This is a genomic window from Pseudomonas sp. NPDC089422 (assembly GCF_044749405.1).
Classification (GTDB): Bacteria; Pseudomonadota; Gammaproteobacteria; order Pseudomonadales; family Pseudomonadaceae; genus Aquipseudomonas.
Genome location: NZ_JBIVHW010000018.1, coordinates 1 through 21,374 on the forward strand (window position 1 = coordinate 1; position 21,374 = coordinate 21,374).

The 21,374-nt window shown below is 64.3% G+C and carries 20 protein-coding genes; 17 read left to right on the forward strand and 3 right to left on the reverse strand.

The genetic code is table 11. The features are described from left to right. The first annotated feature begins 373 nt into the window (after nt 1-373). The 10 genes from ACIPZ8_RS25820 to ACIPZ8_RS25865 all read left to right on the forward strand — a co-directional run bounded on the left by ACIPZ8_RS25820 (nt 374) and on the right by ACIPZ8_RS25865 (nt 12,712). The gene (locus tag ACIPZ8_RS25820) at nt 374-1,888 is read left to right on the forward strand and encodes an ArnT family glycosyltransferase (protein WP_400729396.1); all 1,515 of its coding nucleotides are present in this window, start codon (nt 374-376) and stop codon (nt 1,886-1,888) included. Between the two features lie 407 nt (nt 1,889-2,295). Continuing rightward, nucleotides 2,296-3,447, forward strand: a complete 1,152-nt coding sequence (gene arnB / locus ACIPZ8_RS25825; RefSeq protein ID WP_400729399.1) for a UDP-4-amino-4-deoxy-L-arabinose aminotransferase — start codon at nt 2,296-2,298, stop codon at nt 3,445-3,447. Next, the gene (gene arnC / locus ACIPZ8_RS25830; RefSeq protein ID WP_400729402.1) at nt 3,444-4,466 is read left to right on the forward strand and encodes an undecaprenyl-phosphate 4-deoxy-4-formamido-L-arabinose transferase; all 1,023 of its coding nucleotides are present in this window, start codon (nt 3,444-3,446) and stop codon (nt 4,464-4,466) included. Before arnB ends, arnC begins: the two co-directional genes overlap by 4 nt. Further along, a complete protein-coding gene (gene arnA / locus ACIPZ8_RS25835; RefSeq protein WP_400729405.1) occupies nt 4,463-6,469 on the forward strand; it encodes a bifunctional UDP-4-amino-4-deoxy-L-arabinose formyltransferase/UDP-glucuronic acid oxidase ArnA in 2,007 nt (668 codons plus the stop codon). The genes arnC and arnA overlap by 4 nt, the downstream gene beginning before the upstream one ends. Next, nucleotides 6,469-7,353, forward strand: coding sequence for a 4-deoxy-4-formamido-L-arabinose-phosphoundecaprenol deformylase (gene arnD / locus ACIPZ8_RS25840; protein ID WP_400729408.1), 885 nt, complete (start codon nt 6,469-6,471; stop codon nt 7,351-7,353). Before arnA ends, arnD begins: the two co-directional genes overlap by 1 nt. Further along, nucleotides 7,350-8,999, forward strand: coding sequence for a lipid IV(A) 4-amino-4-deoxy-L-arabinosyltransferase (arnT, locus tag ACIPZ8_RS25845; protein ID WP_400729411.1), 1,650 nt, complete (start codon nt 7,350-7,352; stop codon nt 8,997-8,999). The genes arnD and arnT overlap by 4 nt, the downstream gene beginning before the upstream one ends. Then, a complete protein-coding gene (gene arnE / locus ACIPZ8_RS25850) occupies nt 8,996-9,340 on the forward strand; it encodes a 4-amino-4-deoxy-L-arabinose-phosphoundecaprenol flippase subunit ArnE (protein ID WP_400729414.1) in 345 nt (114 codons plus the stop codon). Before arnT ends, arnE begins: the two co-directional genes overlap by 4 nt. Continuing rightward, nucleotides 9,337-9,750: a 4-amino-4-deoxy-L-arabinose-phosphoundecaprenol flippase subunit ArnF gene (gene arnF / locus ACIPZ8_RS25855; protein ID WP_400729416.1), complete on the forward strand. Its 414-nt coding sequence runs from the start codon at nt 9,337-9,339 to the stop codon at nt 9,748-9,750. The genes arnE and arnF overlap by 4 nt, the downstream gene beginning before the upstream one ends. After that, nucleotides 9,747-11,120 carry a UDP-glucose dehydrogenase family protein gene (locus ACIPZ8_RS25860; protein WP_400729418.1) on the forward strand — a complete coding sequence of 458 codons (1,374 nt, stop codon included), beginning with the start codon at nt 9,747-9,749 and terminating at the stop codon, nt 11,118-11,120. The genes arnF and ACIPZ8_RS25860 overlap by 4 nt, the downstream gene beginning before the upstream one ends. Continuing rightward, a complete protein-coding gene (locus ACIPZ8_RS25865; RefSeq protein WP_400729421.1) occupies nt 11,117-12,712 on the forward strand; it encodes an ArnT family glycosyltransferase in 1,596 nt (531 codons plus the stop codon). Before ACIPZ8_RS25860 ends, ACIPZ8_RS25865 begins: the two co-directional genes overlap by 4 nt. Before the next feature lie 17 nt (nt 12,713-12,729). Here ACIPZ8_RS25865 and ACIPZ8_RS25870 read toward each other — a convergent pair whose 3' ends face one another. Further along, nucleotides 12,730-13,005, reverse strand: a complete 276-nt coding sequence (locus ACIPZ8_RS25870) for a hypothetical protein (protein ID WP_400729424.1) — start codon at nt 13,003-13,005, stop codon at nt 12,730-12,732. Nucleotides 13,006-13,186: 181 nt separating this feature from the next. Here ACIPZ8_RS25870 and ACIPZ8_RS25875 point away from each other — a divergent pair, with 181 nt between their 5' ends. Continuing rightward, nucleotides 13,187-13,882 (forward strand): ATP-binding cassette domain-containing protein, encoded by a 696-nt coding sequence (locus ACIPZ8_RS25875; RefSeq protein ID WP_400729427.1) that lies wholly within the window; start codon nt 13,187-13,189, stop codon nt 13,880-13,882. Beyond that, nucleotides 13,879-14,673, forward strand: coding sequence for an ABC transporter permease (locus tag ACIPZ8_RS25880; protein ID WP_400729429.1), 795 nt, complete (start codon nt 13,879-13,881; stop codon nt 14,671-14,673). Before ACIPZ8_RS25875 ends, ACIPZ8_RS25880 begins: the two co-directional genes overlap by 4 nt. Nucleotides 14,674-14,684: 11 nt before the next feature. On the opposite strand, the gene paaX is transcribed toward ACIPZ8_RS25880, so the two are convergent. After that, complete coding sequence (gene paaX, locus ACIPZ8_RS25885; protein WP_400729431.1) at nt 14,685-15,608, reverse strand: phenylacetic acid degradation operon negative regulatory protein PaaX; 924 nt, start codon at nt 15,606-15,608, stop codon at nt 14,685-14,687. A gap of 77 nt (nt 15,609-15,685) precedes the next feature. Further along, nucleotides 15,686-16,285 (reverse strand): phenylacetic acid degradation protein PaaY, encoded by a 600-nt coding sequence (paaY, locus tag ACIPZ8_RS25890; protein ID WP_400729432.1) that lies wholly within the window; start codon nt 16,283-16,285, stop codon nt 15,686-15,688. 276 nt (nt 16,286-16,561) lie between these two features. Here paaY and paaF point away from each other — a divergent pair, with 276 nt between their 5' ends. Genes paaF through pcaF form a run of 5 tightly spaced genes read left to right on the forward strand, consistent with a single transcriptional unit; the run spans nt 16,562 to nt 21,346 of the window. Beyond that, nucleotides 16,562-17,335, forward strand: a complete 774-nt coding sequence (gene paaF / locus ACIPZ8_RS25895; RefSeq protein WP_400729433.1) for a 2,3-dehydroadipyl-CoA hydratase PaaF — start codon at nt 16,562-16,564, stop codon at nt 17,333-17,335. Nucleotides 17,336-17,373: 38 nt separating this feature from the next. After that, complete coding sequence (paaG, locus tag ACIPZ8_RS25900) at nt 17,374-18,165, forward strand: 2-(1,2-epoxy-1,2-dihydrophenyl)acetyl-CoA isomerase PaaG (protein ID WP_400729435.1); 792 nt, start codon at nt 17,374-17,376, stop codon at nt 18,163-18,165. A 2-nt stretch (nt 18,166-18,167) separates the two neighbouring features. Next, entirely contained in the window at nt 18,168-19,685 is a 1,518-nt protein-coding gene (paaH, locus tag ACIPZ8_RS25905) for a 3-hydroxyacyl-CoA dehydrogenase PaaH (RefSeq protein ID WP_400729437.1), read from the forward strand. Next, a complete protein-coding gene (gene paaI, locus ACIPZ8_RS25910; RefSeq protein WP_400729439.1) occupies nt 19,678-20,133 on the forward strand; it encodes a hydroxyphenylacetyl-CoA thioesterase PaaI in 456 nt (151 codons plus the stop codon). Before paaH ends, paaI begins: the two co-directional genes overlap by 8 nt. Beyond that, the gene (gene pcaF / locus ACIPZ8_RS25915) at nt 20,126-21,346 is read left to right on the forward strand and encodes a 3-oxoadipyl-CoA thiolase (RefSeq protein WP_400729441.1); all 1,221 of its coding nucleotides are present in this window, start codon (nt 20,126-20,128) and stop codon (nt 21,344-21,346) included. The genes paaI and pcaF overlap by 8 nt, the downstream gene beginning before the upstream one ends. Nucleotides 21,347-21,374 lie beyond the last annotated feature (28 nt).

The following is a 21,374-nucleotide window of genomic DNA, read 5'->3' on the forward strand; positions in this document are numbered from 1 at the left end:
AGTGAGTAATCACGCTGTGTGCGCTTTACACCTTGCTCCATCTGACTCTCCGGAAATTCGGGATGGGAGGTGTAAACCTTATTCAGGACGGGACAACAGGAATATATAAGCCTGCTGCAGAACCATGGTATCGTAACCCTGGATCACATCGTGGAAGACCCGGCCTGTGGCGGCCTGACGGTCTGGCTCGCCCGCTCCTGTCTTTGAATGCCACCGTAATCTGGTTATAACTACACTAAATATTCATTTAGTTTAGTTATATAAAGAGCGTGCTCCGCCCACTATTCTGCAACTTTTTCACCAATTCTTCACTGCCCTCGCACTTTTTGCTGCCTAGGATTCGCCGACAATTTGCCTGCCCGCAGAGTCAGCCATGCATCAGAGAAGAACCGATCAACGCGCGCTGCTGTTACTGCTTGCCACTACCGCCGTCTTATTGATGCTCGGCCTGGGTAGTCGCGAACTATGGGGTGCAGAAACCCGTTGGGCAAACATCGCCCTGCAGATGCTGCAAAGCGGCGACTACTTTGACCCGTACCTCAAGGGTGGCGCCTATTACGACAAACCCCTGCTGTCCTACTGGCTGATCACTGCCAGCGCCTGGCTGACCGGTGGCCTGGGCCCCTGGTCACTGCGCATGTCCTCCGTCATCGCGGCGTGGTTCAGCGTCTGGCTAATCTACCTGCTCGGCGAGCGCCTGTTCCGTAAAGGCACCGGCCTGGTGGCTGGCTGGATGCTGGCCACGACCTTCTACTTCGTGTTCTGGGCACGGGTCGCCACCGCTGACATCCTGACGGTGTGCGGCGTGCTGGCAGCGGTCTGGTGGTACTGGCGTGGGCCGGACGATACCCGTTTCTGGCGCTATGTCGGCTTCTTCGGGCTGCTGGCGTTGACCTCGCTGTTCAAGGGCCTGATCGGCTTCATCCTGCCAGGCCTGGTGTTGCTACCGCACCTGCTGAGTGAAGGCCGTTGGCGCCGCCACCTGAACCTGCGCCTGCTGGCTGCGCTGTTGCTGGCCGGAGCGCTGTACATGTTGCCGTTTCTACTTTCGCACCTGTACGGCGCGCCCAACTACGGCGAAAGCGGCCTGGGGCTGGTGCTGCGGGAAAACGTGGTGCGGTTCTTCCAGCCATTCGACAACCTCGGGCCGATCTACACCTACCTGGTGTACCTGCCGGTCTACACCCTGCCCTGGGCGCCCTGCTGGATCATTGCCGTGTGGGTCGCCCTGCGCCACTGGCGACAGATCGAGCCGGATACCCGCTGGCTGGTTCAGGGTCTTGGCCTGCTGATGCTGTTCTTCACCGCCAGTGGCAGCAGGCGCAGCTACTACGTGCTGCCGCTGGTGCCGTTCGCGCAACTGCTCGGTGCCTGGTGGATCACCCGGCGCATGGCCCTGCGCGAGGCCGCTGGGCGGCGCCTGCAGGCCGGCTTCGCGGTCACCGCGGTGTTGCTGATGGCGGTGCTGGGCATTCTGGTGCCCTGGAGCAATGGCGGCGGCGGCGTGATCCGCTTCGGCGAGGCCGTGCGTAAGCAGGCGAGCCGTCAGGCACCCCTGGCGCAGTGGCAGCTGGTCATGGTCGAGGTGGATAACAAGGTGCCGATGTACCTCCAAACGGGTGGTGCCCCCTTCTACTATGTGGCGCAGACCGAGGATTACCCGCGCAGTGGCGACACCGCCCGCTTGATGGCCTGGCTGGAACGTACCAGCGGCAAGCACTGGGACCCGCAGCGCACGATCATCGTCGCGCATTACCGCCACGGCGAGGTGCCCCCTTTTGGCTACCTGGATCGTGACCATCAGGTCGTCACCACCCGGCCCAGCCGTGGCGAGCAATGGCTGCACGCACGCGATGATCAAAGCGTGGCTTATATTCCCAAAGCCTAGACCAGGCTCCCGGTTGCTCTGTAAGGCCGTAACTAACGGGGACTTTTCGGTCAACTACAAGCACCGCTCTACATCCATCCGAATGGATGTTTATACGTATCCAATTTGTTGGTACGTTCAAACTTGTTGAGCAACCTGAACCTCAGCTGTCTGACCTTGCAATCTAATGATAATGCGACCCTTTTTTAATACTTCTTTCACAAAATCGAGCATAACCTTGGCCGGATAAGCCCCTGACAATCACTACGGCATGGATGACTGAGCCTCGCAGAAAAAACCTGACTTAGCGCAACACAGCAACTTTTAGCCTGTGCACAGGATGCAAAAAATCCCTTTGCGTCTACGCTGGCAATTGAACCAATGAAATCAATGGGTTCTGTCATTTTTCCTGTATCACCGAGGTGCTCATGAGTGAGGCGTTTCTCCCCTTCTCTCGTCCGAGTATGGGCGAAGAAGAAATTGCGGCTGTCGAAAAAGTCCTGCGTTCGGGCTGGATTACGACCGGGCCACAGAACCAGGCACTTGAAGAGCAGTTCGCGCAGTACGTCGGTTGCCGCCATGCGGTAGCCTTGTCATCGGCCACGGGTGGTATGCACATCGCCTTGCTGGCACTGGGTATCGGCCCGGGGGATGAAGTCATCACCCCGTCGCAGACCTGGGTGTCCACGGCCAACATGATTTCCCTGCTCGGTGCCACGCCGGTGTTCGTCGATGTCGATCGCGACACCCTGATGACCGACGCGTCGCGCATCGAGGCAGCCATCACCCCGCGGACCAAGGCCATCATTCCGGTGCATTACGCCGGCGCTGCCTTCGACCTCGACCCGCTGTACGCACTCGCCGACAAACATGGCATCGCCGTCATCGAAGACGCCGCCCATGCCGCCGGCACCCGTTACAAGGGCCGCCATGTCGGGGCCCGTGGCACGGCAATCTTCTCGTTCCATGCCATCAAGAACATGACCTGCGCCGAAGGCGCAATGTTCGTCAGCGACGACGAAGCCCTGGCCAGCCGCGTGCGCATGCTCAAGTTCCACGGCCTGGGTGTCGATGCCTACGATCGCATGACCCATGGCCGCAAGCCCCAGGCCCAGGTCATGGAGCCAGGCTTCAAGTACAACCTCGCCGACATCAACGCCGCCATCGCCCTGGTGCAACTCAAGCGCCTGGACGCGATCAACACCCGCCGAACCGAGCTGGCCGCCCGCTACCAGCAACGCCTCGAAGGCGTGCCAGTGCAGCCCCTGGCCGTGCCGACTGCCTATCCGCAGCAGCACGCCTGGCACCTGTACATCCTGCGCATCGACAGCGAACGCTGTGGCCTGGACCGCGAAGCCTTCATGAAAGGCCTGCAGGAGCGCGGCATCGGCACCGGTATCCATTTCATCGCCACGCACCTGCACACCTGGTACCGCCAGCGTGATCCACAACTCTCGCTGCCGAACACCGAATGGAACTCGGCGCGGCTGTGCTCCATTCCGTTGTTCCCCGACATGACCGACCACGACCTCGACCGGGTCGTCACCGCCATTGAACAGCTTGTGGGAAATCGCTCGTGAGACCTTATCCGATCCATTGCGTATCCATCGTCATCCCGGTCTACAACGAGCAGGAAAGCCTGCCCGAACTGCTGCGCCGCACGGGCGCAGCCTGCCAGCAGCTGCGCCATCCCTATGAAATCGTGCTGGTCGACGACGGCAGCCGCGACCATTCTGCGCAAATCCTCGAAGACGCCGCCCAGGCCGAGAACAGCCCGTTCGTGGCGGTCATTCTCAACCGCAACTACGGGCAGCACGCGGCGATCATGGCGGGTTTCGAACAGTGCAAGGGCGACGTGGTGATCACCCTCGACGCCGACCTGCAGAACCCGCCGGAAGAAATCCCGCGCCTGGTCGCCGAAGCCGAACGCGGCTTTGACGTGGTCGGCACGGTGCGCAGCAACCGCCAGGATTCGGCCCTGCGCCGCTGGCCATCCAAGGTGATCAACTACGCGGTCAAGCGCTCCACCGGCGTAGCCATGAGCGACTATGGCTGCATGCTGCGCGCCTACCGGCGCACGGTGATCGACGCCATGCTCGCCTGCCGCGAGCGCAGCACCTTCATCCCGATCCTGGCAAACAGCTTCGCCCGCCACACCACCGAGATCACCGTGCACCACGCCGAGCGCGAACACGGCGACTCGAAGTACAGCCCCATGCGCCTGATCAGCCTGATGTTCGACCTGATCACCTGCATGACCACCACGCCGTTGCGCCTGCTGAGCATCGTCGGTTTCAGCATGGCCGCGCTTGGCGTGCTGTTCGCCTTCGGGCTGATCGTGCTGCGCCTGGCGTTTGGCCCGGGCTGGGCCGGTAACGGCCTGTTCGTGCTGTTCGCCGTCTTGTTCGTGTTCACCGGTGGCCAGTTCATCGGCATGGGCCTGCTCGGCGAGTACCTGGGGCGCATGTACAGCGACGTGCGCGCCCGCCCGCGCTTCTTCATCGAAAAAGTGCTGCGCAGCGGTCCGCCGCCTGTGCCGGCCCAAAGCGCCACCGTTGATGGTTTCAATTCTTCTACTTCTGGTCAGGTTCACTCATGAGTGCAAAAACAGTTGTCTTCGCGTACCACGATATCGGCTGCGCCGGCATTGAAGCCCTGCTCGACAGCGGCTATGACATCGCAGCAGTGTTCACTCATGCCGACGATCCCAAGGAAAACACCTTCTACGCTTCGGTCGCACAGCTGTGTGCCCGCAAAGGCATCCCGGTGCATGCGCCGGAAGACGTCAACCACCCGCTGTGGGTCGAGCGCATCAGCCAGCTCGACCCCGACTACCTGTTCTCGTTCTACTACCGCAACCTGCTGAGCGAACCGCTGCTGGCCACCGGCCGCAAAGGCGCGTTCAACCTGCACGGTTCGCTGCTGCCGCGCTACCGGGGCCGTGCACCGGCCAACTGGGTGCTGGTCAACGGTGAAACCGAAACCGGCGTGACCCTGCACCGTATGGTCAAGCGTGCCGATGCCGGCGCCATCGTTGCCCAGCTGCGGGTGGCCATCGAACGCAGCGACACCGCGCTGAGCCTGCATGGCAAGCTGCGCGCCGCCGCCGCCGACCTGCTGCGCGACACCTTGCCGAACCTGCGCCAGGGCAAGGTCAGTGAAACCCCGCAGGATGAATCGAAAGCCACGGTGTTCGGCCGTCGCACCGCGGCCGATGGCCGCCTGGACTGGCAGCAGCCTGCCGAAACCCTGTTCAACCTGGTGCGCGCGGTGACCCAGCCCTACCCTGGCGCCTTCTGCCAGGTCGGTGAGCACAAGCTGATCGTCTGGAGCGCCGACGTGGTCAAGGGCAACGACGGCCTGGCCCCTGGCCGGGTGATCAGCACCGAGCCGCTGCGCATTGCCTGTGGCGAGGACTCGCTGGTGATCAATGCCGGCCAGCGCAACGACAACGGTCTGTACCTGAGCGGCCCGCAACTGGCCAATGAACTGGGCCTGGTCGAAGGTTCACTGCTGCGTGGCACCGACGCCCGCCGCGGCGCTCGGCGCACCCGGGTGTTGATCCTTGGCGTCAACGGTTTCATCGGCAACCACCTGTCCGAGCGCCTGCTCAGCGACGAGCGCTACGAGGTCTACGGCCTGGACATCGGCTCCGACGCCATCGAGCGCCTGCGCAACCATCCACGCTTCCACTTCGTCGAAGGCGACATCAGCATCCACTCCGAGTGGATCGAGTACCACATCAAGAAGTGCGACGTGGTGCTGCCATTGGTGGCCATCGCCACGCCGATCGAATACACCCGCAACCCGCTGCGCGTGTTCGAGCTGGACTTCGAAGAAAACCTGCGCCTGGTGCGCTACTGCGTCAAGTACAACAAGCGCGTGATCTTCCCGTCGACCTCGGAAGTCTACGGCATGTGCCAGGACCCGAACTTCGACGAAGACACCTCCAACCTGGTGGTCGGGCCGATCAACAAGCAGCGCTGGATCTACTCGGTGTCCAAGCAGTTGCTCGACCGGGTCATCTGGGCCTATGGCCAGAAAGGCCTGAACTTCACCCTGTTCCGCCCATTCAACTGGATGGGCCCACGCCTGGACCGCCTGGACTCCGCGCGTATCGGCAGTTCCCGGGCCATCACCCAGCTGATCCTGAACCTGGTGGAAGGCACACCGATCCGCCTGTTCGACGGCGGCGCACAGAAGCGTTGCTTCACCGACATCGCCGACGGCGTCGAGGCCCTGGCGCGGATCATCGACAACGACAACGATGCCTGCAACGGCCAGATCATCAACATCGGCAACCCGGACAACGAAGCCAGCATCCGCCAGCTGGGCGAAGAGCTGCTGCGTCAGTTCGAAGCCCACCCGCTGCGCAGCCACTTCCCGCCGTTCGCCGGTTTCCGCGACGTCGAGAGCAAGGCGTTCTACGGCGGCGGCTACCAGGACGTGTCCCACCGCAAGCCGAGCATCGCCAACGCCAAGCGCCTGCTGAACTGGGAACCGACCGTGGAGATGCGCGAAACCATCGGCAACACGCTGGACTTCTTCCTGCGTGAAGCCATGCATGAGCTCAAGGCCCGTCCGGCAGAAGAAGCACGCTGATGCAGGCAGGTTTGCGCATCGATGTCGACACCTACCGCGGCACCCGTGAAGGTGTGCCGCGCCTGTTGGAGCTGCTCGACGAGGCGCAGGTCAAGGCGACGTTCTTCTTCAGTGTCGGGCCGGACAACATGGGGCGCCACTTGTGGCGCCTGATCCGCCCGCAGTTCCTGTGGAAGATGCTGCGCTCCAATGCCGCCGGGCTGTACGGCTGGGACATTCTCCTGGCCGGCACCGCCTGGCCCGGCAAGCCGATTGGCCGCGACCTCGGGCACCTGATGCGTCAGGCCCGCGACGCCGGCCACGAGGTCGGTCTGCACGCCTGGGACCACCACGGCTGGCAGGCCAACGCCGGGCACTGGAGCATGGCGCAACTGACCGTGCAGATCCGTCAGGGCGTCGACACCCTCAGTGACATCCTCGGCGCACCGGTGGACTGTTCGGCCGTCGCCGGCTGGCGCGCGGACGAGCGGGTCATCGAGGCCAAGCAGGCCTTTGGTTTTCGCTACAACAGCGATTGCCGGGGCACTGGCCTGTTCCGTCCTCGCCTGGCCGACGGCTCGCCAGGGGCGCCACAGATTCCGGTGGACCTGCCGACCTTCGACGAGGTCGTCGGCCCACAGGTGGCTGCCGCGCACTTCAACGAATTCATCCTGGGGCGCTTCCGCCCTCAGGCACTCAACGTCTACACCATCCATGCAGAGGTAGAAGGGATTCTGATGGCCCAGGACTTCCGCCAATTGCTGGCCGATGCACGCCAGCGCGAGATTATGTTCAAACCCTTGGGCGAGCTGCTCCCCGCCTCGCTCGACACCTTGCCCGTTGCCAGTGTGCAACGCGGCATCCTGCAAGGCCGTGAGGGCTGGCTGGGAGTGCAAGGCTCATGAGCAGACGCTGGACGCTACCGCTGCTGCTCGGCCTGTTCGTGCTGGCCTTCCTGCTGCCACTGGGCGGCCATGGCTTGTGGATCCCCGACGAAACCCGCTACGCCCAGGTCAGCCAGGAGATGCTGCTGACCGGCAACTGGGTCTCGCCCCACTTCATGGGGCTGCGCTACTTCGAAAAACCTGCAGCCGGCTACTGGATGATCGCCCTCAGCCAAGGGCTGTTCGGCCAGAACCTGTTCGGCGTGCGTTTTGCCTCGGCACTGAGCGTCGGCCTGAGCCTGATCCTCTGCTACCTGGTGGCACGCCGGCTGTGGAACGACCCGCGCAAGAGCCTGGTCTGCACCCTGATCTACATGAGCTTCTGCGTCATGGTGGGCCAGGCTGTTTATGCCAACCTCGATCCGCAGTTCACCCTGTGGGTCAACCTCAGCCTGGTGGCCCTGTGGTTCGCCGTGGACAGCCGCAGCAAGGGCCAGCGCTTGGCGGCCTGGGCGGTACTGGGGCTGGCCTGTGCCATGGGTTTCATGACCAAGGGCTTTCTCGCCTGGCTGCTGCCGGTGCTGATCGCACTGCCGTGGATGCTCTGGCAGAAACGCTGGCGCGAACTGTTGGTATACGGGCCAGTGGCCGTGGTGGTGGCGATCGTCGTCAGCCTGCCCTGGGTGCTGGCGGTGCATGTCCAGGAGCCGGACTACTGGCGGTTCTTCTTCTGGCATGAGCACATCCGCCGGTTTGCCGGTGACGATGCCCAGCACAGCGCGCCCTTTTGGTACTACCTGCCACTGCTGGTGGCCTACAGCCTGCCCTGGATCGCCATGCTGCCACCGGCCCTGAAGCAGGCCTGGCAGAGCCGTACCCAGGCCAAGGTCGTGTTCCTGCTGCTGTGGCTGCTGATGCCGTTGCTGTTCTTCAGCCTGAGCAAGGGCAAGTTGCCGACTTACATCTTCCCGTGCCTGCTGCCACTGGCTCTGCTGATCGGCCACGCAGTGGAAGAACGGCTGCGCCTGCAGCAAGGCCGCGCGCTGGGGATCAACGGCTGGCTCAACCTGGTGATGGGCGCGGTTGCCCTGATTGCACTGGCCTGGCTGCAGTTGAAAAAGCCTGTATATGACCACGAACTGACCAGCCTGCTGCTGATGTGCGTGGCGCTGCTGGGGTGGTCCATGGCCAGCCTGACCCAGGCCCTGTCACCGCTACGCTGCTGGGCGGCCCCGGTGGCCGGCAGCCTGTTGCTGATGGCCCTGCTGCCGGCGGCACTGCCCAAGTCGGTGGAAGGCAACAAGATGCCCGACCAGTTCATCCTGCAGCACCTCGACGAACTGTCCGGCGCCACTCACCTGATCAGCAATGACCTCGGCGCGGCATCGGCACTGGCCTGGCGCCTGAAACAGCCGAACGTGGCGTTCTACAACACCGTCGGCGAACTGAAGTACGGCCTGGCGACCCCGGAAGGTCAGGGCCGCCGCTTGAGCGACAAGAATGTACGCCAATGGGTCGATGACGCCCGCCGCACTGGCACGGTCGCGGTGGTGATGCGGGTCAAGGGTGAAGACGAGCAGCGGGAGCTTGCCCTGCTGCCCGAGGATGGCAACCGCTACCAACAAGGCAAGATGGTGATCCTCATTCTGCCCAGAGTATCGCCATGAGCTGGCTGCTGCTGTTGACCGCCTGCCTGCTGACCTGCCTGGGCCAGGTGGCGCAGAAGTTCGCCGTGGAAGGCTGGCGTGGGCAAGCGGGGCCGTGGACGGACAAGTTGCGTTCGCCCTGGCTGTGGCTGGCCCTGCTGGCCCTCGGCAGCGGTTTGCTGGTCTGGCTACTGGTACTGCAGCGCATGGAGGTGGGTATCGCCTATCCGATGCTCAGCCTGAACTTCGTGGTGATCACCCTGATCGCCCGCTTCGGCTTCCATGAACCGGTCGATCGCCGTCACTGGCTGGGCGTAGCCCTGGTCATCGCCGGTGTGGCCCTGCTGGGGCAGCAATCATGAATCAGCGCCTGGGTATCAGCTTTGCCCTGGGCAGCGTGCTGCTGGTCAGCACTGCCCAGCTGGCCATGCGCTGGAGCATGACCCGCCTGCCGCACCCCGGCCAGTGGCTATCGACGCTGACCGGCCAGGGCATCGATGCCCTCGCCGTTGCCGTGGTACTGGCGGCGATCGCCGCCTATGGCCTGTCGATGCTTTGCTGGTTGCTGGCCCTGCGCGACCTGCCGCTGGGCCGTGCCTACTCGCTGCTGAGCTTGAGCTACGCCCTGGTTTACCTGTTGGCGGCCAGCCTGCCGCTGTTCGACGAATCCTTCAGTTTGAGCAAATCACTGGGCGTGGCACTGGTCATGCTCGGCGTCATTACGATCAATACGCGTCCGGCCCGTTCGCCCGCATTAAGGAGTGCTCCATGAAAATTACAGTGTTTGGTAGCGGGTACGTCGGCCTGGTGCAAGCCGCGGTACTGGCCGAGGTCGGCCATGATGTGGTGTGCATGGATGTCGATGAGAAGAAAGTCGAATTGTTACGCCAAGGCCATGTCAGCATCTTCGAACCGGGCCTTTCGAGCCTGGTGCGCGAAGGCCTGGAGGGCGGCCGACTGCAATTCACCACTGATGAAAAGCTGGCCGTCGAGCATGGCCGCGTTGCCTTCATTGCCGTCGGCACCCCCTCCTGCCCGGATGGTTCGGCGGATCTCAAGTATGTGCTGTCGGTCGGCGACGCGATCGCCCGCCACCGCCAGCAGCCGTTGATCCTGGTCGAAAAGTCCACCGTACCGGTCGGCACCGGTGACACCCTGCGCGCACATATCAACACTGCACTCAATGGCCGTGAACTGCGCGTCGATATCGTCTCCAACCCGGAGTTCCTCAAAGAAGGCTCGGCCGTCGCCGATTGCCGCCGCCCGGACCGTATCGTCATCGGTTGCGAGGGTGACGACGTGCGCGATGTCATGCGCGACCTGTACTCACCGTTCAACCGCAACCATGACCGCATCATGTTCATGGACCTGCGCAGCGCCGAGCTGACCAAGTACGCCGCCAACTGCATGCTTGCCACCAAGATCAGCTTCATCAACCAGATCGCCGAGCTGGCCGAGCACCTGGGCGCTGATATCGAATCGGTGCGCCAGGGCATCGGTGCCGACACCCGCATCGGCTACCACTTCATCTACCCAGGCTGTGGCTATGGCGGCTCGTGCTTCCCCAAGGACATGCGTGCGCTGATCCACAGTGCCGGGCAGGTGCATTGCTCCAGCGACCTGCTGCAGGCGGTGGAGGCGATCAACGAGCGCCAGAAGCACAAGCTGTTCGATCGCATCCATGCGTTCTACAACGGCGAGCTTGCCGGCAAGACCTTTGCCGTGTGGGGCCTGGCGTTCAAGCCCAACACCGACGACATGCGCGACGCCCCCAGCCGGGTGCTGCTCGAGTCGCTGTGGGCGGCCGGTGCCAGCGTGCGGGCCTTCGACCCCGAGGCCATGCAGGAAACCCAGCACCTGTATCCGGACGAAGAGAAATTGATGCTCATGGGGACCCCGGAATCGGTGCTGTCTGGCGCCGACGCGTTGATCATCTGCACCGAATGGCAACAGTTCAAGGCGCCGGATTTCGACTTGATCCAGCAACGCCTGAAGGCACCGGTGATCTTCGACGGGCGCAACCTCTATGACGCCGAGCGCCTGTCGCGCAAAGGTTTCAAGTACTTCCCGATCGGCCGTGGCGATTCCTGCCAGCTGCCGGTTTCCCCGCAACTGCCCCGCCAGGGTTCGAAAGCAGCGTGAAGACACTGCCACTGACCATTCGCCGGCAGTCCCTGCTTGCAGGGCTGCTGGCGCTGCTGCTGTTCTGCGTCGGTGTGTATGGGCAGGCGCCGATCGGTTTCGACTCACGCTTCGTGCTGTTTGCCCAGGAGATGCTGCGCCACGGCCCGACGGTGTTCCCGACCACCTACGGCCAGCCCTATGCCGACTACACGTCGCTCTCGACACTGTTCATCTGGCTGCTGTCACTGCCGTTCGGGGCAGTCAACAGCTTGAGCGCATGGCTGCCCAGTGCCATCGCCGGCGCGGTGATCGTGACCCTGATGTACCGGCTGCTGGCGCCGTTATCGCTGCGCTGGGCATGGAGCAGCATTGCCCTGCTGCTGCTGACCGTCACCTTCGTCAGCGAAGTCCGGGCCGTGTCGCAGGACCTCATGCTGGCGGCCGTCGCCTTCAGCGTGTTCTACCTGGGTTACGCCCACGACCAGCGTGCTGCCGGGCGGCGCTGGCCGCTGGTGTTCGCCTTGTTGCTGTTGGGGTTCGGTATTCGCGGGCCGATCGGCCTGGTGGTACCGACCGGCATGCTGTGCAGCTACTACCTGCTGACGGGCCAATGGCGGCGGATGCTGCACTTTGGTGTGCTGGCCAGTCTGCTGCTGGTCGCCAGCGTCGGCCTGCTGCTGTGGCTGGCCAAGGCCAGCGGCGGCCAGGCGTTTCTGGATGATGTGATTCGCATGCAGTTCATGGGGCGCATGGACGGCAGCGAGGGCGCCAGCAGCCCGCTGTACTACTTCACCAGCGCGCTGGGCAACTATGCGCTGGCCTATCCTTTGGCATTGCTGGCATTGCTTGCCGCGTGGCTGGGCCGTGCGCAGTTGCAGGGGTCGGCACTGCGTCTGGTCGGTTACTGCGCGGCTGCCGCGTTGCTGGTCATGGTCGGGCTGTCGATCCCCCTGGCGAAGAAGGCCCGCTATCTGCTGCCGATGCTGCCGATGGTTGCGATCATCGCCGCTTACCCGTTCCAGGTGGCACAGGGGCGGATGTTTGCCTGGCTGCGCGGTGCAATCCAGGCGCTGTGGCTGCTGATGCCGGGGCTGATGATGATTGCCGTGCTGGTGGCTCAGCGCCGATTCCCCGAAGAAACCGGTTCCATCACGGTACTGATGGTGTTGCTGGCGGCGTTGCAGTTGTGGGCGCTGTCGCGCCTCGTGCAGCCACGCTGGCGTGCCGAGGTCAGCGCCGGTTGTGCGGTCATGGCGTTGTGGCTGGTGTATGTCGCGGTGTTCGAACCGGTAGAGCGTCGCCTGTATGACACCCGCAGCTTCACCCAGGCAGTGCTCGCACAGGTTTCGCAGCAACCTGCCCCGCTGGTGCTGCACCGCCTGGGCCAGGATGCCAAGGCCATCAAGTTCATGGTCAACCTCGACCAGGACCTGCAACCGCTGTTCACCGAGACCCCCACACAACTGCAGGCCGTGCAGGGGCCGGCGTGGCTGATGATGGATCGACACGACTTCCAGGCCCTGCATGGCACGCCGATGCAAGCGCTGCAGCCGCAAATCAGTGGACGCTTCGACAACAACGACTATGTGCTGGTGTACCTCGGGCATTGAAGAGCAGTTGAGGGTGCCTACAACTTGCGAGCGCGCAAGCGCTCGTGATACCGGCCGCCCCATGCACCTCCCCAGGGCATGATCAGGCCGATCACCAGCAGCACGATCAACAGTGTGACCCCTTCGAACGGGCTGAAAAACTCCAGCACGGCGCAGCCCAGGGTCAACAGCAGCCCCAGGACCGTCAAGGCGTCCGGTTTGAGTATCGGGCAGTCGCCGCTCGCCGCTGAGGGGTGCAGAAAACCCACCAGCCACAGATAAAGCCAGCTGACCACGGATGCGATGAACAACATCAGAAACATCAAGTGATGGCTAAACGTCGAAATGTGCATGATGGGCTGCCCTGCTCAAGTATGCGTGTGGCCTTATGGCTGGTTTAAGCCATTCAAAGTGAAAGTTCCGTCAAAAAAACCTGAGCTCATGTCTGGACTGCTTAAAATGTCGATTTCCACTCGGCGTCAAGGAACCCCACCATTGAAAGGCCCGCAGAACTCTCACGCCGAAGCGGTCTTGCTCGAGGCCAGGCAGCTGGGCCGTGTCGATCTGCAACGCCAGGCCACCTTGCTGGCGCCAACCGACTTTTCACTGCGCGCTGGCGAACGCACAGCGCTCATCGGAGCGTCGGGTTCGGGTAAAAGTGTCTTGCTGCGGGCCCTGGCCCTGCTGGACGCGCCCAGTTCAGGCGAAGTCCTGTGGCTTGGCGAGCCGGTGCCGCCGTCACGCATACCGCATTTTCGCTCCCGCGCCTGCTACCTGACCCAACGTGCCGCGCTGGTGGAGGGCAGTGTCATGGACAACGTGCGGCTGCCCTTCACGCTCAAGCACAACCGTCAGTACCCCTTCGATGCGGCCACGGCGGCGCGCCTGCTGGCGCTGGCCGGCAAGCCGCACAGCTTTCTCGACAAGGCCGGCGCCGACCTGTCCGGCGGCGAGGCACAGCTGGTCGCGCTGGTACGGGCCCTGTTGCTGGCGCCACAGGTGTTGTTGCTCGACGAACCGACCTCGGCGCTCGACCCACAAGCAGTGGCCGCCGTAGAAGCGCTGGTCATGAACTGGCTCGACGAATCACCCACAGCTCGCGCTTTCCTGTGGATCACCCACGATCACGCTCAAGCCCGGCGCATCAGTACGCGCACCTTGACGATGCACCAAGGCGCCTTGTTGAAATGAACTACCACAACCTCGCCTACACCGACGTGGCGATTGCCGCCGCGCTGATCCTGGTCAACGGCCTACTGTCGCTACTGCTGAAGCTGCAACTGGAGCGCCAGCTGCTCTGGGCGTCGCTGCGCACCATCACCCAGCTGCTGGCCATCGGCTACATCCTCGGCTGGGTGTTCCAGCATGCCCAGTGGTACATCGTGCTGCCGCTGATGCTGAGCATGACCCTGATTGCCGGTTTCTCATCGGCTGGCAGGGGCCAGCATCGCCATCGTGGGCTGTTGGCCGACAGCGTGATCTCGGTCGGGCTGAGTGCCTGGCTGGTCACGGCTATCGGCTTGTTCGTGGTGCTGCGCGTACGCCCCTGGTACGAACCCCAGTACGCCATTCCCATTCTGGGCATGATCCTGGGCAATACCCTGACCGCCGTAGCCCTGGGGATCGACCGCATGACCCGTGAGCTGAGTGCCCAGCGGCCGGTGGTGGACATGATCCTGTCACTGGGTGGCACGCGCTGGGAGGCGGCGCGCGCCGCAGCCAGCCAGGCACTGAAGGCCGGCATGATGCCGACACTGAACCAGATGTCGGTGGTGGGTATTGTCAGCCTGCCGGGCATGATGACCGGCCAGATACTGGCTGGGCAGGCGCCTGGGGACGCCGTGCGTTACCAGATCGTGATCATGTTCCTGATTGCCGCGGCGTCAGCACTGGGCACCGTGTGTGCCGTGCTGCTGACCTTCAGCCGGCTGTTTTCCCCCGCCCACCAGTTCATGGCGCACAAGCTGGCACGGCGCAGCTGAGCTGCCCAGGGTCAGGCCAGGCCACCAAAGCGCTTATAGAAGTTTTCGTTGACATCAGGAAGTGGCCCATCGGCCGTTTCCAGGGCGCTGTTGAGCCAGGTTTCCGCCTTGGCACAGACCAGGCGATACAGGTTGCGGCACAGCTGGCGAGCGGCACGGCCCTCCCAGTCGCCGGGCAGCAGCTCGTCTGGCAGTTGCGGATCGCGTAACAGCAAGCGGCGGTATTCGTGGATCAGCAAGGTCCGCGCCAGGAAGCAATCCTGGGCATCGAGCTCGTCCTGCTCTTTCAGGCTCTGCCACAACGGCCGGAACAACTGGATGAACTCGCTGTACTGCTGGCCCAGCTCGTCGATGCGCCAGCTTTCCCGCACCTGGGCGCGCATGGCCCGGGAGGCCAGCACTTCCTGGGTATGGGTTTCGAAGACGATGCTGTCGTCGCTGGCCTCCAGCTCGCGCAAGGTGGCGGCCAGGTCGCTGCGATCGGCCCGCGGGCAGCCCAGCAGGTTCGGCGCCATGGCACCGAAGCCTTGCCATTCCAGCTCTTCGCGCACGGCCTTGCGCTTGCCGGCGTCAAGCTGAGACAGCAGCACCAGCGTCCAGGCACCGTCCCAGGCCGGTTGGTTCGGGCTGTACACGCGCTTGAAGGCCTTTTCGAAACGCCGCCGCCCGGTGCCGGTCAGGCTGTAGTAACTGCGCCGCCCCACCTTCTCGGCGGTCAGCCAGTCTTCCTTGGTCAGGCGGAAGATCGAGGTGCGGATCAGCCGCTCGTTGATGCCGATCGGCTCCAGCAGGTTGATCAGGCTGCCCAGCCAGACCGTACCACCGTGGGGCTCGATGGCATCACCGTAGAGGGTGATGATCAGCGAGCTGGCGCGGATCGGGGTCTGCTCCTGAAAGCGGGTGATCAGGTTGTTCAGCGGAACGAGGTTGCTCATGGACGAACTGCGCGCATTGAAAGCACCGACTATACCTGTGCGACGGGTCGCCTGACCATGGCGCGACGCCGCCAGGTTCATGCGCCCGCCTCGCCTTTGGGCCTGAAGCCACCGTCACCCATGCGCGGGCGCTGTGCTTCGGCCCGGGCCAGCGGCGGGCACTCCACCATCGTCGCCATGCAGCGCTGGCTCAAGTGCTGGTACTCGGCAGTACCGCGCTGCTTCCAGCTCAGTTCCTGCTCGGTCAGCGGGCGCTTGACCTGGGCCGGCGCGCCCATCACCAGGCTCTGTTCGGCGCACGCGAAGCCTGCTTTGACAAACGCCGTGGCGCCAACGATGCAGCGTGGCGCGATGTGCGCACCGTCCATGACCACGGCATTCATGCCGATCAGGGCGTCCTCGCCCACGCGGCAGCCATGCAGCACGGCGCCGTGGCCAACATGGCCATTGCGCTCGATCACCGTGTCAGCGCCCGGGAAACCATGCATGACGCAGGTGTCCTGCAGGTTCGCGCCTTCTTCCAGGACGATGCGCCCGAAGTCGCCGCGCAGGGACGCCAGCGGGCCAACGTAGCAGCGCGGGCCGACGATGACATCACCAATCAGCACGGCACTCGGGTGCACATAAGCAGTGGGGTCGACCACCGGGGTCAGGCCGTCGAGTCGATAGCAAGGCATATCTTTGCTCCATTAATTTCTATGACAATACATTTTGTGTATCGCAACCGTATGCGCCTTCTAACCGCGCATAAGCCTTATTAACTCTGGCATTGAGTCATCGCACTGTTACGATCAACATAAAACGAGATACACAAAAACACAATTGCTATTGCATTGGTGTATCACATGGTGCTTATACTGATTGCACCTGGGCAGGCCCCCGCCGCCCCTGCAGACAATTCCAATAAATGCCGGCCTCCCGAAGTGCCGTGCGAGCAGCCTGAGGACCCCGACATGCCTCGTTTCATCGATGTGCAGGCCCCTGAACACGGCGTTCGCCTGCTCACCCTGCAGCGCCCGGAGGCGCTCAATGCCCTGTGCACCGAGTTGCTGGCGGAGCTCGCCGCCGCCCTCGCCGATGCAGATACCGACCCCGCTACCCGCGCTGTGGTCATCACTGGCAGCCGCAAGGCCTTTGCCGCTGGCGCCGACATCCGCGAGATGGCCGAGCGCGACCTGGTCGGCATTCTCGATGATCCCCGTGTCGCCCACTGGCAACGCATCGCGGCGTTTTCCAAACCCTTGATCGCCGCGGTAAACGGCTATGCCTTGGGTGGCGGCTGCGAGCTGGTGATGTGCGCCGACATCGTGATCGCCGGCGAAGACGCCCGCTTCGGCCAGCCCGAGATCAACCTCGGCATCATGCCGGGGGCCGGAGGCACCCAGCGCCTGCTGCGTGCGGTGGGCAAGCCGCTGGCCATGCAGATGGTCCTGACCGGTGAGGCCATCACTGCCCGCCATGCCTTGCAGGCCGGCCTGGTTAGCGAAATCACCCAACCTGAACTGGTCGTGGAGCGTGCGCTCAAGGTCGCCAGCAGCATCGCCGCCAAGGCACCACTGGCCGTGCGCCTGGCCAAGGAAGCACTGCTCAAGGCCGGCGACAGCGACCTGGCCAGCGGCCTGCGCTTCGAGCGCCATGCCTTCACCGTGCTGGCCGGCACCGCCGACCGTGACGAAGGCATCCGCGCCTTCCAGGAAAAACGCCCGGCGCAGTTCAAAGGCTGCTGAGCCGCCCACTTCCCATCGACTGATCGAGCGAGTCCGTCATGACTTTCGAGCACATTGTGTTTTCCATCGAGGACGGCGTGGCCTTCCTCGCGCTGAACCGCCCCGAGCAGCTGAACAGCTTCAACACGCAGATGCACCTGGAAGTGCGCGAAGCCCTAAAGCAGGTGCGCCAGAGCAGCGAGGCCCGGGTCCTGCTGCTGACCGGTGAAGGCCGCGGCTTCTGCGCCGGCCAGGACCTGTCCGACCGCAACGTCGCGCCAGGCGCGGCCATGCCCGACCTGGGCGAGTCCATCGACAGGTTCTACAACCCGCTGGTACGTACCCTGCGCGACCTGCCGCTGCCGGTCATCTGCGCCGTCAATGGCGTGGCTGCCGGTGCCGGTGCCAACATCCCGCTGGCCTGCGACCTGGTGCTGGCCGCCCGTTCAGCCAGCTTCATCCAGGCCTTCTGCAAGATCGGCCTGGTGCCGGATTCCGGCGGTACCTGGCTGCTGCCACGGCTGGTCGGCATGGCACGGGCCAAGGCACTGGCCATGCTCGGCGAGCGCCTGAGCGCGGAGCAGGCCGAGCGTTGGGGCTTGATCCACCGCGTGGTGGACGATGCCGAGCTGCGCGACGAGGCCCTTGCCCTCGCCCGCCACCTGGCCAGCCAGCCGACTTACGGCCTGGCCCTGATCAAACGCAGCCTCAACGCCAGCTTCGACAACGGTTTCGACCAGCAGCTGGAGCTTGAGCGCGACCTGCAGAGGCTGGCCGGGCGCAGCGAGGATTACCGTGAAGGTGTGAGCGCCTTCATGAACAAGCGCACGCCTGCATTCAAGGGCCGCTGACCATGAGCGCACTCAACAGCAACGCCCTGGTGGCGGTCATCGGCGCCGGTGCCATGGGGGCAGGTATTGCCCAGGTCGCCGCCCAGGCCGGTCATCCGGTAAAACTCTATGACAACCGCCCGGGCGCTGCTGCCCAGGCGGTCGTCGGCATCGATCGCCAGCTCGGGCGCCTGGTGGAAAAAGGCAAGCTGCAGCCACAAGCACGTGAAGCCATCAGCGCACGCCTGCAGCCGGTAGAGGCGATCGAAACCCTGGCCGACGCCCGCCTGGTAATCGAGGCCATCGTCGAGAACCTGCAGGTCAAGCAGCAACTGCTGCAGCAGCTGGAAGGCCTGTGTGCCGCGGACTGCATCCTCGCCAGCAACACCTCGTCGCTGTCGATCACCAGCCTCGCGGCCGGCCTGCAGCGGCCGCAACAGGTGGTCGGCATGCACTTCTTCAACCCGGCGCCGCTGATGGCGCTGGTGGAGATCGTGTCCGGCCTGGCGACCGCGCCGGGCATCGCCAGCACGCTCTATGACACCGCCAAGGCCTGGGGCAAGAAGCCCGTGCATACGCGCTCTACCCCAGGTTTCATCGTCAACCGCGTGGCCCGGCCGTTCTATGCCGAAAGCCTGCGGCTGTTGCAGGAAGGCGCTGCCGATTGCGCGACGCTGGATGCCCTGCTGCGTGATGCCGGCGGTTTTCGCATGGGCGCGTTCGAGCTGACCGACCTGATCGGCCACGACGTCAACTACGCCGTTACCTGCTCGGTATTCGAGGCCTTTTATGGCGACTTCCGCTTCCAGCCCTCGCTGGTGCAGAAAGAGCTGGTGGATGCCGGGCGCCTGGGACGCAAGAGTGGCCAAGGTTTCTATCGCTACGCCGAGGGCGTCGAACGCCCACCGGTCGCGCAGTTGCACAGCCGGGCAAGCACCGAATGCTGCGTCGTCGAAGGCCACCTGGGCGCCCTGCAACCGCTGGTAGCACGCTTGCGTGACCGCGGCCTGGCGATCACCGAGCGGGCGGGTAACGGCCTGCTGCGCATCGGTGACGCCACCCTGGCCCTGTCCGACGGCCGCCTGGCCAGCCAGCGTGCCCGTGAAGAGGGCCTGCGCAACCTGGTACTGGTCGACCTCGCGCTGGACTACCAGGCCGCCACACGCATCGCCATCAGCTGGTCGGCCGACACCACGGCCGAGGCACGTGACCAGGCGGTGGCGCTGCTGCAGCGCGCCGGCCTGAACGTGACCGGCATCGCCGACCTGCCCGGCCTGGTGGTACTGCGCACCGTGGCGATGCTCGCCAACGAAGCGGCCGATGCGGTGCTGCAGGGGGTTGGTAGCGCCGCTGACATCGACCTGGCCATGTGTGCCGGGGTCAATTACCCCCGTGGCCCGTTGGCCTGGGCCGAGCAGCTTGGCGTCGGTTACACCCTGCGGGTGCTGGAAAACCTGCAAGCCAGTTACGGCGAGAGCCGCTACCGGCCTTCCCTGCTGCTGCGCCGCAGCGCCGAACAAGGAGCCAACCTGCATGACTGACCTGCCGCGTAATCCCGATGAGCTGGCCCAGGCCTGTGCCGACGCCATGTACTCCCGCGACCAGGCCACACAAGGCCTGGGCATTACCCTGCTCGACATTGGCCCGGGCCGGGCGCGCCTGAGTATGCCGGTGCGCGCCGACATGCTGCAGGGCCATGGCACCTGCCACGGCGGCTTCCTGTTCGCCCTGGCCGACTCGGCCTTCGCCTTTGCCTGCAACAGCCAGGACAAGGCCACGGTCGCCCAGGGCTGCAGCATCGACTACATCGCCGCAGCACTGCCAGGTGACCTGCTCGTCGCTTCGGCCATCGAGCTCAGCCGTAAAGGCCGTACCGGCGTGTATGACGTGCGCATCGAAAACCAGCGCGGCGAGCTGATCGCCCTGTTCCGCGGCAAATCCTACCAAGTGCGCGGCACCGTGCTCGCGCAGGAGACCCAAGATGATTGAAGCCAAGCCCCTCGATGCCCTGATCATCGATGCCGTGCGCACCCCCATTGGCCGTTACGGCGGCGCATTGAGCAGCGTCCGTGCCGACGACCTGGCCGCCGTGCCGATCAAGGCTCTGATCGCGCGCCACCCGGCGCTGGACTGGCAAGCCATCGACGACGTGATCCTCGGCTGCGCCAACCAGGCCGGTGAAGACAACCGCAACGTTGCGCGCATGGCCGGCCTGCTGGCCGGGCTGCCGATCAGTGTGCCGGGCAGCACCATCAACCGCCTGTGCGGCTCGGGCCTGGACGCCATCGGCAATGCCGCCCGCGCCCTGCGCTGTGGCGAGGCCGGGCTGATGCTGGCCGGCGGCGTCGAGTCGATGTCGCGCGCACCATTCGTCATGGGCAAGTCGGAGCAAGCGTTCGGCCGCAGCGCCGAGCTGTTCGACACCACCATCGGCTGGCGTTTCGTCAATAAACTGATGAAGGCCGAGTACGGCATCGACTCGATGCCGGATACGGCAGAGAACGTCGCTGAGCAGTTTGGCATTTCCCGTGCCGACCAGGACGCCTTTGCCTTGCGCAGCCAGCACAAAGCGGCAGCGGCCCAGGCCAATGGCCGCCTGGCAATGGAAATCGTCCCGGTCGAAATCGCCCAGCGCAAAGGCCCGGCCATCCGTGTCGAGCAAGACGAGCACCCGCGTGCCGATACCACCCTGGCGCAGCTGGCGAAGCTGGGCACGCCGTTCCGCCAGGGCGGCAGCGTCACGGCGGGCAATGCTTCCGGCGTCAACGACGGCGCCTGTGCCCTGCTGCTGGCCAGCAGCGCGGCTGCCCAGCGCCACGGTCTCAAGGCCCGCGGGCGTATCGTCGGCATGGCCGTCGCCGGCGTCGAGCCACGCATCATGGGCATCGGCCCGGTACCGGCAACCCGCAAGGTGTTGGAGCTGACCGGCCTGTCCCTGGCCGACATGGACGTCATCGAGCTCAACGAAGCCTTCGCCGCCCAAGGCCTGGCCGTGCTGCGCGAACTGGGCCTGGCCGACGACGACCCACGGGTCAACCCCAATGGCGGCGCCATCGCCCTGGGCCACCCGCTCGGCATGAGCGGTGCGCGGCTGGTCACCACTGCCCTGCACCAGCTTGAGCAAACCAGCGGCCGCTATGCCCTCTGCACCATGTGCATCGGCGTCGGCCAAGGCATTGCCATGGTCATCGAGCGCCTCTGACCAAAGGCTTGTTACCGAACGCGACGCC